Source organism: Stutzerimonas stutzeri, from assembly GCF_024448935.1.
Lineage (GTDB): Bacteria > Pseudomonadota > Gammaproteobacteria > Pseudomonadales > Pseudomonadaceae > Stutzerimonas > Stutzerimonas stutzeri_AO.
This window is the reverse complement of the sequence record NZ_JAMOIE010000062.1, coordinates 1-15,523: the sequence shown is the minus strand read 5'-3', so window position 1 is coordinate 15,523 and position 15,523 is coordinate 1. Positions and strand designations below refer to the sequence as shown.

The window sequence follows — 15,523 nt, the reverse complement described above, 5'->3', positions numbered from 1 at the left end:
CGAATCAGTGATCGTTTTCTTCATGAGCCATCGATAGATAGACGATCGTCAGCATCATGAAGATGAAAGCCTGCAGCACGATGATCAGGATGTGGAACACCGCCCACGCCCACTGCAGAACAATACCCAGCCCACCCAGAACCACGCCGTTAGCAAACATGATGGCAATCAGGATGAAGATCAGTTCGCCAGCGTACAGGTTGCCGAACAGACGCAGCGCCAGCGAAACAGGCTTGGCGATCAGGGTAACGAATTCGAGAAGGAAGTTGATCGGGATGAGCAGAACCTGCACGGCCATGTTCTTGCTGCTGAAAGGATGCAGCGTGAGCTCGCCGAAGAAGCCCCCCAGGCCCTTGACCTTGATGCTGTAAAACAGCAGCAGGGCGAACACCGAAAGTGCCAGACCGAGCGTCGCGTTCGGGTCGGTGGTCGGAACCACGCGGAAGAACAGCTGCTCGTTGCCGGTCACACTCGCCGCCAGCATGGGCAACCAGTCCACCGGAAAGAGGTCCATGAAGTTCATCAGGAACACCCAGACGAAAATCGTCAGGGCCAGCGGCGCAATCAGTGCGCTACGTCCGTGGAAAGTGTCCTTGACGCTGTTGTCGACGAATTCCACCATCAATTCGACAAAGTTCTGCGCACCACCGGGCTGGCCGGACGTGGCCTTTCTGGCGACGGCCCAGAACAGCAGGAGGAACACGAGGCCGAGCACCACGGACACTCCGAGAGTATCCACATGAAATGCCCAAAAGCCCATCTCCTTGGCCTGCTCCGCAGAATGGGCGAAGGCCCATTCACCCGTCGGCAAACGCCCGTAGGTCAGATTCGACAAGTGGTGCTGTATGTAACCCGAAGCGTTCTCTGCTGCCATGATTGCCTCAATGGATCAATTTGAAATTCTTTTCTTAATCAGCAGAGGCGCAAACCAGCCGACTCCTTGAGTCAGTATGAACACACCGAACAACGACAGTGGGTTCAGCGGTTTCACCCCTGCGAACGCCAGCGCGAACAGCGCTGACGTGAAGATCAGTTTCCCTGCTTCGCCGGCGTAAAATGACCTGACGATAGCTTGAGCAGCCCGCGCGCCACTAAAGCGAAAAGCCTTATGCGCAAAATAAATATTCGGAAGCAAGGCGATCAAACCACCGAGCAATCCAGAGTAACCCGCAATGTTACCGGCCCACAGCCACAGCATGACCGCTGAGATGAGCAATAACGACAACTGCGCCATCAGAACCGGAAAAACCGCTAGCCGATGGAAGGGTAGGCGTTTTTTCTGGTAGCCGACCAAATATTGTCCTTGGCTTGCGCCGCGCATGTCGGTCAATCGCCATGCCTTATGTCTTTGAAAATGCGCGCAGCTTATATGTGCCGTTAGGGTCAGGTACAACCATTTGGTAGTGGCTACCGCGCAGTACTACAACCTTATACGTTTGCAATTGTTTCAGCGTATGTGCGCAAGCACACCCTGCAACTCATCCAGCGAACTGTAACGGATCACCAGCTGCCCCTTGCCCTTCTCGCCATGCTTGATTTGCACCGGCGAGCCCAGCCGTTCAGCCAGACGCTGTTCCAGGCGGACGATATCAGGGTCGCTTTTCGGCTCAGCCTTGACGCTTTCTGGTTTGTTCAACCATTGCCTCACCAGTGCTTCGGTCTGCCTTACGGTCAGTCCTCGTGCGACAACATGCCGCGCGCCTTCTACCTGTTGATCAGCGGGAAGTCCAAGCAAAGCCCGGGCATGGCCCATTTCCAGATCCCCATGCGAGAGGAGTGTCTTGATCTCTTCTGGCAAGGCGATCAGACGCAATAGATTGCTGATGGTCACTCGGGACTTGCCCACGGCGTCCGCGACCTGTTGCTGAGTCAACTGAAACTCCTGCTGCAACCGCTGCAGCGCAACGGCTTCCTCGATAGGGCTGAGGTCTTCGCGCTGAATGTTTTCGATCAACGCCATGGCGATGGCCGCCTCGTCGGAAACATCCCGGACCATGGCCGGAATCCGGTCCAGACCGGCCTGCTGACTGGCCCGCCAGCGCCGCTCGCCGGCAATGATTTCATAGCGGCCGGAGCCGACCGAGCGCACCACGATCGGCTGCATCACACCCTGAGTACGGATCGAATTGGCCAGTTCTTCGAGGGTCACCGGATCGATGTCGCGGCGCGGCTGGTACTTGCCGCGCTGAATCACGTCGAGCGGCAGCTGTTGCAGCTCACGCACATCGGCCTGGGCGGCTTCCTCTTGTATCGCCGCCACGTTGGCACCGCCGAGCAGGGCATCCAGACCTCGTCCTAGGCCTCGTTTTTTGGTCGCCATCAAGTTTCCTTATGCGGTTACAGCTAGGGTCGGTTGACGTTTCGGCGCGAGCCGTGTTGCTGTTTTTGCGCGGTGCGGCGTTATTCGTCGCTCATTTGGAATGACCAAACCTCTCTCCTCATGCCTTGCTCCGCGCAAAAACAGGCTCCGGCGCGGCTGCGAGCGAAACGTCAACCGACCCTACGGGCGGCCCGGCGCTGGCGGCGCGACAATTCGCCTGCCAGTGCCAGATAGGCCAAGGCGCCCTTGGATTGCTTGTCATAGACCAGCGCCGGCATGCCATGGCTGGGGGCTTCGGCCAGGCGCACATTGCGTGGAATCACCGTGTCGTAAAGCTTCTCACCGAAGTGCGCTTTCAACTGCTCGGTAACATCGTTGGTCAGGCTGCTGCGAGGGTCATACATGGTACGCAGCAAACCCTCGATTTTCAGCGTAGGGTTCAAGGCCTGACCGATGCGCTGGATCGAGTTGACCAAATCAGTCAAACCTTCCAGTGCGTAATACTCGCATTGCATCGGAATGATCACGCCATCGGCGGCGGTCAGTGCATTGATCGTCAGCATCGACAGCGAGGGCGGGCAATCGATGAGGATGTAATCATAATTTTCCCGAACGGGTGCCAGCGCTTCGCGCAAACGGTGCTCTTTAGCCGGTAGATTGAGCAAGGCGACTTCGGCTGCGGTCAGGTCACGGTTCGCTGGCAGCAGTTGATAACCGCCGTGCTCGGAGAACTGCATGGCATCGACCAGGCTGCATTCGCCAATCAACACGTCGTATATCGAGTACTCCAACGCCAACTTATCCACACCGCTGCCAGTGGTGGCGTTGCCCTGTGGATCAAGGTCGATCAGCAACACCCGGCGACGCGTCGCCACGAGCGACGCCGCCAGGTTGATGCAGGTGGTCGTCTTGGCGACACCGCCTTTCTGGTTGGCGATGGCAAATACTTTAGCCATGGTCAGTGTCTGTCCGGGTCATGAAGTGCGCCGCAGTATCAACAGGTGGCGTTGCCCTTGGCAACCTGGAACCTTGAGAACCACGCAACGTTCCAGCTGGAAGTCTGCCGGAAGCGCTAGCAGCTCATCGTCCGGCTGTATCCCTTTCATTGCGAGCCAGCGCGTGGCTGAGTCGCTGAGATGGCGCGTCCAATTGGCAAAATCCTCAAGCGAACTGAACGCACGCGAGGTGATATCGGTGAATGGCTGCGCGGGGGTGAATTGCTCGACGCGGCTGTGGACTAGTTCCACATTGGCAAGTTTCAGCTCCAGCTTTACCTGGGTAAGAAAGCGGGTTTTCTTGCCGTTGGAATCGAGCAGGGTGAAGTTGCGCTCGGGAAACATGATCGCCAGCGGGATACCTGGCATGCCGCCGCCACTGCCAACATCGAGCCAGCGTGCGCCACCTGGCGCTGCTTGTGGCATAACACTAAGGCTGTCGAGCAAGTGCCGAGACACCATTTCCGCCGGATCGCGCACTGCGGTTAGGTTGTAGGCCTTGTTCCACTTGTTCAGCAACGTCAGATAGGCCAGCAGCTGCTGTTGCTGAGTGCTACCGAGATCGACCCCCAGCAGGGAAGCGCCCTGCTTGAGTTCATCGGCATGACTGACCAATTCCATGGCCGTCACGCGCTCTGCTCCAGCTTCTGCCCGGCGCTGCGTTTTTTCAGATGAATCATCAGCAGCGATACCGCGGCTGGGGTCACCCCCGGAATCCGTGACGCCTGGCCAAGCGTTTCCGGCCGCGCCAGGGAAAGCTTGTGCTGAATTTCCTTGGAAAGACCGGAAATGCTCGAATAATCCAGCTCAGCCGGCAACCCGATGGATTCGCTGGCGCGCAAGCGGTGGATTTCCTCCTGTTGGCGATCGATATAGCCGGCGTACTTGGTCTTGATTTCGACCTGCTCGGCAACCTGCTGATCTGGCGTTCCGCCACCGGTGAGCTGCACGAGACCGAGGTAATCGATCTCCGGTCGCGCCAACAGGTTCAGCAAGTTGTATTCATGGGTCAGCGGCGTGCCGAAACGTTCAGCGATGGCATCGCCCTGCTCGGTACCTGGACGAACCCAGGTGCTTCTCAAGCGCTGCTCTTCCTGGACGATGCTTTCGCGCTTGCGTTCGAAGGCGGCCCAGCGAACATCATCGACCAACCCCAGCTCGCGGCCTTTTTCAGTCAACCGGAGATCGGCATTGTCCTCACGCAGAATCAGCCGGTACTCGGCGCGCGAAGTGAACATGCGATACGGCTCCTGGGTGCCGAGGGTGATCAGGTCGTCAACCAGCACGCCGAGATACGCCTCGTCCCGACGTGGGCACCAGCTTTCCAGCCCTTTGGCGCGTAGCGCGGCGTTGGTGCCGGCCAGCAACCCCTGGGCGCCGGCCTCTTCGTAACCGGTGGTGCCGTTGATCTGGCCTGCGAAGAACAGGCCGCCAATCACCTTGGTTTCCAGGCTGTATTTCAAATCGCGCGGGTCGAAATAGTCGTACTCGATGGCGTACCCGGGCCGCACGATGTGCGCCTGCTCCATTCCGCGGATGCTCTGAACGACCTGCAGTTGAACGTCGAACGGCAACGAGGTGGAGATACCGTTGGGGTACAGCTCATGGGTAGTCAGGCCTTCAGGCTCGATGAAGACCTGGTGGCTGTCCTTGTCGGCAAAACGATGAATCTTGTCCTCGATCGACGGGCAGTAACGCGGCCCGACACCCTCGATGACACCCGAGTACATCGGTGACCGATCGAGGTTGGCGGCAATAATCTCGTGGGTGCGCGCGTTGGTATGGGTGATCCAGCAGCTCACTTGCCGTGGATGCTGCGCCGCGTGGCCGAGAAACGACATGGGCGGTATCGGCGTGTCACCCGGCTGCTCGGTCATCACCGAAAAGTCGACGCTGCGTCCGTCGATTCGCGGAGGCGTTCCGGTCTTCAGCCGACCAACTCGCAATGGAAGTTCGCGTAAGCGTTTAGCCAACGCGATCGATGGGGGATCGCCAGCACGACCACCGGAATAGTTCTGCAGACCGATGTGGATAAGTCCGCCAAGAAAGGTGCCGGTTGTGAGGACAACCGATTCGGCCAGGAAAAGCAGACCCATCTGAGTGACAACGCCTTTGACCTCCTCGTTTTCGACGATGAGGTCATCCGCAGCTTGTTGAAATATCCACAGGTTCGCTTGGTTCTCCAAGGATTCCCGTACTGCCGCCTTGTACAGAACCCGGTCTGCTTGAGCACGGGTAGCACGGACAGCAGGTCCTTTGCGGCTGTTGAGCACGCGGAACTGAATGCCGCTCTTGTCCGTGGCAGTCGCCATAACGCCGCCAAGTGCATCGATCTCCTTGACCAAGTGGCTTTTGCCGATGCCGCCGATGGCCGGGTTGCAGCTCATCTGTCCCAACGTTTCGACGTTATGAGAGAGCAGCAGTGTCTTCACGCCCATTCGAGCAGCCGCCAGAGCGGCTTCGGTACCGGCGTGGCCGCCACCGATAACGATGACGTCAAAACGGGAAGGGAAATCCACCACGCACCTCGTGCCTGTTTGGTTGAGTCTCAGGAAGCTCGCCAGTATAGGCGCTAGGTGACCGCGAAAGAAGGCCTCTGAACAAAAAATGACCAGTAGTAGTCTTTTGTAGTTCGAAACAGGTAGTAAGAAATAAAACAAGAGAATGATTTAAAGCTTATTTTTATGTTTATAAATACGCAGCCAATATCTGTGGATAGATCTCTCTAGCCCAGATACGGAGCATCCTGCAAGACAAAGAAAGGGTGTGTCTAGCTGTGGTACAGACGGTGGAAGCACGGTGTACACCCTGTGCATGGAACGCTCGGTTATCCACAGCCGACTACGGAGAGATGGTTGCACACCGTTTATTGACCGGGCTTAAGCAAGGTTTTCCACAGTGTTTAATGCACGCTCGCTAGACAAAAATGACAGCGGTTAGGCTGGAACGAAGCAACTGCATGATTGTTGTATGCCCGAGTTTTGCTCGCCGCAGAATCAGCCGCTGGGTTTGCAGAGGTCGAAGTCGACCATTCTTCAGGCATACGGTGGAAAGAAGAGCGCGAGCGGGTCCGCTCATCGCTGGACAGCGCTGAGGTACGAGCTGAGACGCTTGTATCGACCGGCTATTTGCCGATGCAGAAGCGGCATTTATCCCGCATGTCGTTGATTTTCAAGGAATTCATGGCGGTTACGAAACGCGCTTGGACCTATTCTTGGACCCAAATACCAAGCGTGTCCCTTGGTGGCGGCGGATGGCTCTCCTTGTACGCTCCCCGCGCTCTCGTCGCCGGTGCAGCGCGCCAGTAAGCGGTCTGATCAAGGACGGCGAACATGGCCATCGGCGTTCAGCAACGTCCAATGACCGTAGCGAAGGCTCATTTTCCCACCTCCTGATCCGGAACACCAAGGATGTTGCGCTCTGCTTCAACTCGAAAAAACGGGAGGAGCGCAGTTCGGATTGATGGCTGCGGCAGCGGTGATGCCGGGGTGAGATGACGGCTCCTTTGGCCAGTTGGCCGATACCGATAGGAGCCTCACCATGTCACACCAAACCTCGGACATCATCACCCCGAAAGCCCTGTTGCTCGATGAGCGGCTGACACCACTGGAGCGCAACGCCTGGCTGACTTTCCGTGCGCTGGCCGGCAGCGACAGCACCGTGGTTCTCAGTTACGACGCGCTGCGCGGGTACCTGCCGAGCGCGCCGGGCAGCAAGCGGGCTGCCCTTGAAACCGTCTCCAGGGCCGTGCTGTGCCTGCGGCTGTCCACGTGGATTGCGCTGGTCGAGTACCGCCGCAACCCGATGACCGGCTTCTCGATGGCCAGCCGCTACGCGGTGCGGAATCAGCCCCTCGCGTTCGACGACGCCTGCATGGAGGACGAGGACTACCTGCCCTTGCTGGAACGGGCGCTCGGCCATGCCAGTGCGACGATTCGCCAACTGGCACAGTCCATTCTCGACGAGGCTATGCGCCATCCAGACAGGTTGGGAAAGCTGCCCGCAACAATGCAAGTGCGGATCAGGCGCTTGCAACACCGGGGCGATGACCATGATCCGGGCAGTCCTGGTGGTCCTACTTCGCCTGATGCTCGCGTGCCCGAAGCCAGCAGCGACATTCCGAAACCCGTACCGGCGTCTGCGACAGCAGTACGTACTGTAAAAGAAGTATTAAAAGAAGTACGTACGTACCGCTCACCAACCGAAGAGCAGGTATCCAGGTCAGATGTGCCAGCCCGCTTCCGGCAACTGCCGCAGGATCAGCAACGGGTTCTCACCGCGCGTCTCAGGGGCTTGCCTCCGGAGCAACGCCTGGCAGTGCTGGCCGAGTGGAACGTGCGCTGCGAATCAGGTAGCGTGCACAACGCCATCGCCTACCTCTACGGGTTGATCAAGAAGGCCGTGGAAGGCGTGTTCAAGCTCTGGGCGGCGCGCAAATCCACTCCACAGCAGACACCCATGCAGGCCATCAGCAACAGCCAGCATGGCTCGCCGCCGGCCCCTTCTCCAGCGTCCAGCAACCAAGCCGCAAAACCTGCGTCGCGCGAAGTGGCGCAACGGCATCTGGAGCAGATCCGGCGCATGCTGAAGACGCCATCGCTGCCCATCGGGCAGATCATCGGATGCATGGCTGACAGCGGAACGCTGCCAACAGGCCCAGGGAACACGCATGCTGCTGCAAGGCTCGATCCGCTGGGTGCGACGTAAGGCCGATAGGGCCGTCACTGCACGCCGCAGTGACGGCCCGGCAAACTGCAGCAGCAATGCGGGTTGGCGCAGCATCGCATTGATGGCTGCGCACATGACGATGCCCCGACACACTGGCCCAGCAACGACCTGCCGGTGGGTATGAACACCGGAACCCTGGCGCAGGTTCCTGCAAGCGCCGACCCGGTTCGCCGGACGGAACCAACCAGGCACACCCAGGCTCGCTCTGTGTGCCGCCCTACCCATGGGCAGAGCTTTTCTCATTCTCGGCGTGGTTCGTCCCGCCATCGTCGCAACACACATCCCCGTTCTAGGCGCTCATCGCTGGTCGCCCGACCTTGCGCAGCCAGCCGGCACCTTTTCCACACTGCACCACAGGAGGTACCCATCCCAGCACATCGTGTTGTCGTCTCTCGCAATTCCTCCGCTCGGCCTTCCCACAGGAAGCAAGGCGGACGTCTCATTCGAGGCCACAGGTGAACTGAGCACCTGGCCCTTGCCCTTCGGGGATCTCGCCTTGGCGAGTTGGCAAAAACACTGACCCTTGTATCTCAGCCCCAAAGCCGATGGAGGTCCACACCAATGGACGACCTGACCTATACCCTGCGCCAGCTCTGCCTACGCAACCGCGACGGCAGCCACGCCACCCAGGCGGATCGGCAACGGTCGCTGACCCTGGCCGCCCGTCAACTGCGCGAAGCAGGCTTCCGCCAGATGCAAGCCACCTCGCTCAAGGGCAAGCATGTCGAAGCCTTGTTGCAGCGCTGGCAAGCCGAAGGTCTGTCGGCCGGCACGCTGAAGAATCGTATGGCGCACCTGCGCTGGTGGGCCGAAAAGGTCGGCAAGGCAGGCATCCTGCCAGCGGACAACACCAAGCTGGGTATCCCTGAACGACGCTATGTGACCGGCGAAAGCAAGGCCAAGGAACTCGATGACAGGCTGGACCGGATCACCGATCCGCACGTCCGCATGAGCCTGCGCCTGCAAGCGGCCTTCGGCCTGCGCCGCGAAGAGTCCATCAAGTTCCAACCCCGCTATGCCGACCGTAGCGACCACATCGCCATCAAGGGGTCATGGGCCAAGGGTGGACGCGACCGGACGGTGCCGATCACGACACCGGAGCAGCGTGCCGTGCTGGATGAGGCCCATCGCTTGGCAGGCCTGGGATCATTGATTCCATCACACAAGACCTACATCCAACAGCGCCATGCCTACGACGGTCAGTGCAAGGCAGCAGGGCTGAGCAACATGCACGGGCTGCGGCATCGGTATGCGCAGATGCGGTATGAGGTGCTGACGGGATGGAAGGCGCCGGCGGCGGGTGGCCCTGATAAAGCTCAGCTCAGTAGCAGTCAGAGAATGAGTGACCAACACGCCCGACAGCAGATCAGCCATGAACTCGGGCATGAAAGGCTGAAAGTGACGTCTATCTATCTGGGAACCTGAGGCTTATCCGCCATCTCTGGTGTTTGACTCACCGGCCGTCAGTTTTTTCACTGCTTTGTCGAAATCGCTTTCAAACAGGCGATCCTGCACAATTCTGTACTTCTCAAATTCGCTTTCCGCATGTGTCTGGGCAAGTTTCGCAGAAATCTTGCCGCTGCTCTGTAGCACTTCCCGTTCATCAAATTCTAGGAAGGCGTCCAGCCGCTTGGACCAGTCTTCCATACTCATGGGAATCTTGCGGCGAGCACGATCCTCGGCCAACTCCAGATAGGCGTTGACGATACGACCCAATGAATCCAACTCGTCCTTGGTCAAGTAGTTCTTGGCCACGGCTACGTCGGTTTTCAGGATCTTGCCTTCGGGCGCGCTCGCCCAGGAAGTCAGCCCCATATGTGGCTTGCTGCTATCGGCCCGTTTGCGGATCAACTCTGCCGCGGTATGGCCGTGGATGGCGTAATGCAATTTGTTCTGTACTTTGGCGAAGAATGCCTTGGTAGTTGGTGCGTCCTTGTTGTAATCCACGCTGGTGGCGTAGATGTCGGTGATCTTCTGGTAGAAGCGTCGCTCGCTGAGGCGGATCTCGCGGATTTCCGCCAGCAGCCGCTCGAAGTAGTCCTCGCCCAGGAAGCTGCCGTTTTCCATGCGCTGACGATCCAGCACATACCCCTTGATGGCGAACTCACGCAGGACGCCGGTCGCCCACTGGCGGAACTGCGTTGCGCGTAGGGAGTTGACCCGATAGCCGACGGAAATGATGGCATCGAGGTTGTAGAAGTCCACCGCGCGGGACACCTCCCGCTGGCCCTCCTGCTGAACTATCCGGAATTTCCGGATAGTTGCCTCAGGCGCGAGCTCATGACTGGCAAAGATGTTCTTCAGGTGCTCGCTGACGGTGCGCACGTCCACCCCGAACAACTCGGCCATCAGCTTCTGCGACAGCCACAGGGTTTCGTCCTCGTAGCGGGCCTCGATGCTCTGTTCGCCGGCCTGGCCAGTGAAGATCAGAAACTCGGCTGTGCTGTTGCGGATCAATTTTTTGCCATTCATACCAAGTATCTCAACGTGGTCTGTACGTCGACCAGGCACGCTTTAACGCCAGTGCGATAACTCTGGCCGGTTACACCTGCCCACCTACCCCTTTGAATTTTTCGACGAACGCGGCGATCTTCTGGAAGACGCTTTGCTTTTTTGTCAGGTACTCCGGATTGAGCGGGCTCATCTTGGGCAGCAGGGCATTGAGTTCGGTGCCGTTCTCGCTGGCGAACTCGCGTCTCAGTGAGGTGCTGATGTACCGTCTGGCCGCCTCTGCATTCAGCGTCTCGTCGTTGATCAACTCCTGAGCCTCGCGCTGCTGCTCGGCCTGGGCAAAGCTAAAGAATGCCTCGATCACGCTGGCCTTGTCGCCCAGCCCATCCAGGTCGGTCTGGTTGATGAAGTCCACCACCAGGCTTTCCTTGGCGCGATTACCCAGGCTGGCGCGGATCACCCGACGCACGTCCTCGATCAGAGCCACCTTGTCCTTGGTCTTCTTGTTCTTCTCGAAGATCAATTCCAGGATGTAGTCCAGGTTGATTTCCTGCGACTTGAGCAGATCTACCTCGAACACCACATCATCCCAGTCGATGCTGGATTTTTCTTTTTCCGCCGAGGCTTTCTCCCGGCGCAGCCAGTCGCGGATGTCGTTGTAGGTGGAGCGGTAATCCTGGATTTTCCGATCGGCGGGCATGTGTATCGCCTGCAATACGGCCAAATCTTCGTCGCTTAGGTAGTGTTTCGTCTTGAAGTCCTCCACCGCCTGCGGGTCGCTCGTGTCAATGTCCTGCAAGGCTTTCAGGCTGGCGAATTCATCGTAGTTCTGCAGCACGTTTTCCACGCGCAGGTATTCGCCGAACAGTTTGGCAAAGGCTTTCTTGTCGGATTCCTTGACGATGTTGGTGGGGTCGGGAAAGCGCTGCTCCAACTCACCCACCACATCCTTGAAGCCACGTCGCGCCTCGCCCGTGACGACATCGGTGAAGCCCTCCATGTACTCGGCGTAGCTTTTCTCCAGCACCACGTTCCGGGTGTTCTTGTCACCAAACAAGGTGATGGCAGCAACGGTCGCCTGTTCCAGATCGCGGAAGGTGACGACGTTACCGAAGGTCTTGGTGGCGTCAAAAATACGGTTGGTGCGCGAATAGGCCTGGATCAGGCCGTGGTAGCGCAGGTTCTTGTCCACGAACAAGGTGTTCAGCGTGGGCGCATCGAAGCCGGTCAGAAACATCCCGACCACGATCAGCAAATCGACATCCTGCTCTTTGACTCTCTTGGCCAAGTCGCGGTAGTAATTCTGGAAGCCCTTGCTGTCCACGCTGAAGCTGGTCTTGAACAGTGCGTTGTAATCGGCAACGGCCGCTTCCAGGAACTCCTTGGCACTGCTGTCCATGGCCGAAACTTCAAAGCCTTCGTCCGCGATGTCGCCTACTGCGTCCTGTTCCTCGTTGGCGGCGTAGGAGAAAATGGTGGCGACCCTCAAAGGCTTGTCGCTGTCCTTCTGCAGGGTCTTGAAGGCTTGGTAGTAGAGCTTGGCCGCATCCACGCTGCTCACGGCAAACATGGCATTGAAGCCCTTGGCACCCGCTTGCAGGCGGTGGGTCTTCTGCCGGAAGTTGTTCAGGATGTACTGGGTGATTTCGCGGATGCGATCCGGGTGCAGCAAGGCCTGCCGGTTTTCCGCCGCGCTGAGCTTCTTCTCGTCCTGCTCGCTTTCGATGGCCTTGAACTGCGGGCGAACGTCGTTGTAGTCCACTTTGAACTTGAGCACCTTTTCGTCGCGGATGGCATCGGTGATGACGTAGGAGTGCAGTTCCCGGCCGAACACGCTGGCGGTGGTGTCCGCGCCCAGCGCGTTTTGCGGGAAGATCGGCGTACCGGTAAAACCGAACTGGTAGAACCTCTTGAACTTCTTCTTCAGGTTCTTCTGTGCCTCTCCAAATTGGCTGCGGTGGCACTCGTCGAAGATGAAGACCACCTGCTTACCGTAGATCGGCAAGTCGTTTTCGCTCTTCATCAGGTTATTGAGCTTCTGGATAGTGGTGACAATGATCTTGTTGTCGTCTTTGTCCAGATTACGCTTTAAGCCCGCAGTGCTGTCCGAGCCGTTCACGCTGTCTGGCGAAAAGCGCTGATATTCCTTCATGGTCTGGTAGTCCAGATCCTTGCGGTCTACCACGAAGAATACTTTGTCTATGAACTCCAGTTCCGTCGCTAGGCGCGCAGCCTTGAAGCTGGTCAGGGTCTTGCCCGAACCCGTCGTGTGCCAGACATAGCCGCCGCCTTCGGTGCTGTTCCAGTGCTTGGCCTGATAGGCGCTCTTGATCTTCCACAAGATGCGCTCGGTCGCAGCAATCTGGTAGGGCCGCATCACCAACAGAGTATTGCCGACGTCGAACACCGAATAGGTCAGCAGCACATTGAGCAAGGTATGCCTCTGAAAGAAGGTCGCGGTGAAGTCCTTCAAGTCCTTGATCGGGCTGTTGTCGGCCTGCGCCCAATTCATGGTGAAGTCGAAGCTGTTCTTGTTGCGCTGCGTGGTGTTGGCGAAGTAGCGCGTGTCGGTGCCGTTGGAGATGACGAACAGCTGCAAATACCTGAACAGGGAATGCTCGCTGTTGAAGCTCTCCTTGCTGTAGCGATGCACCTGGTTGAAGGCTTCACGGATAGCCACACCGCGCTTTTTCAGCTCTACCTGCACCAGCGGCAGGCCGTTGACCAGCAAGGTCACGTCATAGCGGTTGGCATGGCTGCCGGTTTGCTCGAACTGCTTGATCACCTGCACCTTGTTGCGGGCAATGTTCTTCTTGTCGAGCAGGTAGATGTTCTGGATACGGCCATCGTCGAACACGAAGTCATGGATGTAATCGTCATGAATCTTGCGGGTTCTTTCGACGATGCCATCGCTTAGCTTGTCCAGCCAGGTTTCCACGAAGCGCGCCCATTCACCGTCCGAGAATCGGACGCCGTTCAGGGTTTGCAATTGTTCACGGACGTTGGCCAGCAAGCCTTGCTGTGTTTTCAGGTCGGGCAGATATTCATAACCCTGATTTACCAGATCTTGGATGAACTCGCGTTCCAGGTCGCCTTCGCTTTGGTAGCTTTCGGCAACCTTCCAATCCTTGACGTACCTGTCGAGCACGATGAAGTTGTTCGACTCGGCGATGGGCTTGATGTACTCAACCATTCTGCATTTCCTGTTGCTGCCAATAGCCATAGTTGTTGATCAGATTGTCCAGCAGGAATTTGACCGTTTGCTTTTCTTGCGGCGTTGGCTCGGCTACCGCTTCATTGGACAGGGTGCTATGGCTGGTGAATTGGATGATGCGATTCAAATAGGCCTGCTTGTCGTCGGGCAGGAGTTCCGACCATTGCGGGTAGCCCAGAAAGCTGGCGGTTTTCTCGTAGAGGTTGCGCAGCAGTGTGAAGTGATAACGCTCGACCTGATTGGCGGCAATCGCTTGCTCAAGGGTTTTTCTTAGATGCAGGTGATAGGAAAAACTCTTGTTGGAATCTCCCTTCTTTTCCAAGAGGGCGAAGGTGCCATCCTCGAGCCGCTCCAGTAAATAGCAGGTCTTGGCGTTGAGTTCGTTGTAGAGCACGTTGTAGAACAACGGGCTGTGGGTGGTGATGACGAATTTCAGGCCGGGCGGACTGGTCTTGATCAACCCCGCCAGATTGACGGCCAACTCGATCAGGTGGTTTTCATCCAGTGAGCTCACCGGGTCGTCGATGAATACATATTCTAGTTGGTCGAATTGCCGGGTTTCGCGATTTTCCGGTTCGGCGACATTGAGCGTGCTGATGGCTTGGTCCAGCAGTGTGTAGAAAACACTCCAAATGAAGTTGCTCTCTTCGCCTTTCGAGATTTTGAGGCTGCCGGAGCTTTCATCGTCGCCACGCTCCAGCGAGAAGGTGACTTCGGAGAAGTCTTCGCTGAAATGGGGGGTCAATTTGTCGTTGGCATAGTGCTGGAAGTATCTGACGATATTTCCATCCTGCCCCAGATCCCTGAGCAGCGTGAGCAACCAGTCCGTGAATGAATTAGGTTGAATTCGCAACTTGTACTCAACATCTTGAGTCAGATCGTTATCCCAATAAAACAGGTCCTCGGTGAAGGCGCTGTAATACAGGATTTTATTGCGCGGCGACTCGGATTGATCAGCAGCCAATCCTTCAGTGTCTCCATTCTTAGGGGCGACTAGCTGCTTGAACTCACGGGAAAGACGCGTCTTGCCCGAACCGTTGAAGGCGTAGATCAGCAGCACCTTTTTTTCGGTCTCTCCGAGTTGTTTGGCGACTTCCCCGAGCGTCTTGCCCATGTTATGCGGCTTCCTCCAACTCCACGAAATTCAATAGCTTGTCGCGGTAATGCGTGTACTGCTTGCGTCGCAGTTCGATTTCATGCGGCAAGCCTTCGCTGATGGAGTTCGTCAAGGTATTGAATTTATCGAGGATGGCGACGATGCGGTCCTGCTCTTCCCGTGGCGGCACTGGAATACGGATTTTTGAGAAACCATCAAGCAACAGTCTTTTGACCTTGGTGCGTGCCACATACTTCGCTTTTTCCGAAATGAAGGAAGTTGTCTGCATGCAGTAGGAAACGAACTTCGGATTCATATCATGGCGAAAGGCATAACAGTCGTCGTGGATGGCTACTTCTTTATCGCCAATCCATGCCGTCGCCTTTCCGACATCGTCGACGGTTTCTCCGATACCGGTAATGACGACATCGCCAGGTTGGGCATAGCGCAGGGTGCTTGCCATGTCCGACCTGACTTGCGAAATAGCCTTGTCCGTCCATACACCGTACTGCGTATAGATTTCGCCGTAGTGGATGACATTGATGCCATTTTCCACATAGTCAGCTTTGGTAAATCGACGGCCGCGGATGAATTTTCCTATTTCATTCAGCATCATCCACCTTATAATTGCTTGCTTGCTTGCTTGCTTGCTTGCTTGCTTGCTTGCTTGCTTGCTTGCTTGCTTGCTTGCTTGCTTGCTTGCTTGCTTGCTTGCGCTA

Annotated in this window: 12 protein-coding genes; 2 read left to right on the top strand and 10 right to left on the bottom strand. The window is 57.3% G+C overall.

Annotation, left to right across the window (positions count from 1 at the left end; all coding sequences use genetic code 11):
- Positions 1–4: 4 nt before the first annotated feature.
- The 6 genes from atpB to mnmG all read right to left on the bottom strand — a co-directional run bounded on the left by atpB (position 5) and on the right by mnmG (position 5,834).
- On the bottom strand, positions 5–874 hold the full coding sequence (atpB, locus tag NA637_RS16810) for a F0F1 ATP synthase subunit A (RefSeq protein ID WP_256073452.1): 870 nt from the start codon (positions 872–874) through the stop codon (positions 5–7).
- 15 nt (positions 875–889) lie between these two features.
- Positions 890–1,321 (bottom strand): F0F1 ATP synthase subunit I, encoded by a 432-nt coding sequence (locus NA637_RS16805; RefSeq protein ID WP_256073470.1) that lies wholly within the window; start codon positions 1,319–1,321, stop codon positions 890–892.
- Between the two features lie 126 nt (positions 1,322–1,447).
- Positions 1,448–2,320, bottom strand: coding sequence for a ParB/RepB/Spo0J family partition protein (locus NA637_RS16800; RefSeq protein WP_256073451.1), 873 nt, complete (start codon positions 2,318–2,320; stop codon positions 1,448–1,450).
- Between the two features lie 170 nt (positions 2,321–2,490).
- Positions 2,491–3,276, bottom strand: coding sequence for a ParA family protein (locus tag NA637_RS16795; protein ID WP_256073450.1), 786 nt, complete (start codon positions 3,274–3,276; stop codon positions 2,491–2,493).
- An 18-nt stretch (positions 3,277–3,294) separates the two neighbouring features.
- On the bottom strand, positions 3,295–3,936 hold the full coding sequence (rsmG, locus tag NA637_RS16790) for a 16S rRNA (guanine(527)-N(7))-methyltransferase RsmG (RefSeq protein WP_256073468.1): 642 nt from the start codon (positions 3,934–3,936) through the stop codon (positions 3,295–3,297).
- Between the two features lie 5 nt (positions 3,937–3,941).
- Complete coding sequence (gene mnmG / locus NA637_RS16785) at positions 3,942–5,834, bottom strand: tRNA uridine-5-carboxymethylaminomethyl(34) synthesis enzyme MnmG (protein WP_256073449.1); 1,893 nt, start codon at positions 5,832–5,834, stop codon at positions 3,942–3,944.
- A 1,021-nt stretch (positions 5,835–6,855) separates the two neighbouring features.
- On the opposite strand from mnmG, the gene NA637_RS16780 reads away from it, so the two are divergent.
- The gene (locus NA637_RS16780) at positions 6,856–8,022 is read left to right on the top strand and encodes an STY4528 family pathogenicity island replication protein (protein ID WP_019727086.1); all 1,167 of its coding nucleotides are present in this window, start codon (positions 6,856–6,858) and stop codon (positions 8,020–8,022) included.
- A gap of 582 nt (positions 8,023–8,604) precedes the next feature.
- Positions 8,605–9,468: a phage integrase N-terminal domain-containing protein gene (locus tag NA637_RS16775; RefSeq protein ID WP_019727087.1), complete on the top strand. Its 864-nt coding sequence runs from the start codon at positions 8,605–8,607 to the stop codon at positions 9,466–9,468.
- Between the two features lie 3 nt (positions 9,469–9,471).
- Here the strand turns inward: NA637_RS16775 and NA637_RS16770 are convergent, their stop codons facing one another.
- From NA637_RS16770 to NA637_RS16755, 4 genes are all read right to left on the bottom strand, one after another.
- Entirely contained in the window at positions 9,472–10,515 is a 1,044-nt protein-coding gene (locus tag NA637_RS16770; protein ID WP_019727088.1) for a virulence RhuM family protein, read from the bottom strand.
- Between the two features lie 70 nt (positions 10,516–10,585).
- Positions 10,586–13,687: an HsdR family type I site-specific deoxyribonuclease gene (locus tag NA637_RS16765; RefSeq protein WP_033936963.1), complete on the bottom strand. Its 3,102-nt coding sequence runs from the start codon at positions 13,685–13,687 to the stop codon at positions 10,586–10,588.
- A complete protein-coding gene (locus NA637_RS16760) occupies positions 13,680–14,822 on the bottom strand; it encodes a hypothetical protein (RefSeq protein WP_019727090.1) in 1,143 nt (380 codons plus the stop codon). The genes NA637_RS16765 and NA637_RS16760 overlap by 8 nt, the downstream gene beginning before the upstream one ends.
- 1 nt (position 14,823) lies before the next feature.
- A partial coding sequence (locus NA637_RS16755) for a restriction endonuclease subunit S (protein ID WP_256073448.1) occupies positions 14,824–15,523 on the bottom strand: 700 nt, incomplete at its 5' end.

Excerpts from the sequence above, each read along its gene's own strand:
- atpB (WP_256073452.1), bottom strand. The coding sequence starts at position 874 with ATGGCAGCAGAGAACGCTTCGGGTTACATACAGCACCACTTGTCGAAT.
- NA637_RS16805 (WP_256073470.1), bottom strand. The coding sequence starts at position 1,321 with ATGCGCGGCGCAAGCCAAGGACAATATTTGGTCGGCTACCAGAAAAAA.
- NA637_RS16800 (WP_256073451.1), bottom strand. The coding sequence starts at position 2,320 with ATGGCGACCAAAAAACGAGGCCTAGGACGAGGTCTGGATGCCCTGCTC.
- NA637_RS16795 (WP_256073450.1), bottom strand. The coding sequence starts at position 3,276 with ATGGCTAAAGTATTTGCCATCGCCAACCAGAAAGGCGGTGTCGCCAAG.
- rsmG (WP_256073468.1), bottom strand. The coding sequence starts at position 3,936 with ATGGAATTGGTCAGTCATGCCGATGAACTCAAGCAGGGCGCTTCCCTG.
- NA637_RS16780 (WP_019727086.1), top strand. The coding sequence starts at position 6,856 with ATGTCACACCAAACCTCGGACATCATCACCCCGAAAGCCCTGTTGCTC.
- NA637_RS16775 (WP_019727087.1), top strand. The coding sequence starts at position 8,605 with ATGGACGACCTGACCTATACCCTGCGCCAGCTCTGCCTACGCAACCGC.
- NA637_RS16770 (WP_019727088.1), bottom strand. The coding sequence starts at position 10,515 with ATGAATGGCAAAAAATTGATCCGCAACAGCACAGCCGAGTTTCTGATC.
- NA637_RS16765 (WP_033936963.1), bottom strand. The coding sequence starts at position 13,687 with ATGGTTGAGTACATCAAGCCCATCGCCGAGTCGAACAACTTCATCGTG.
- NA637_RS16760 (WP_019727090.1), bottom strand. The coding sequence starts at position 14,822 with ATGGGCAAGACGCTCGGGGAAGTCGCCAAACAACTCGGAGAGACCGAA.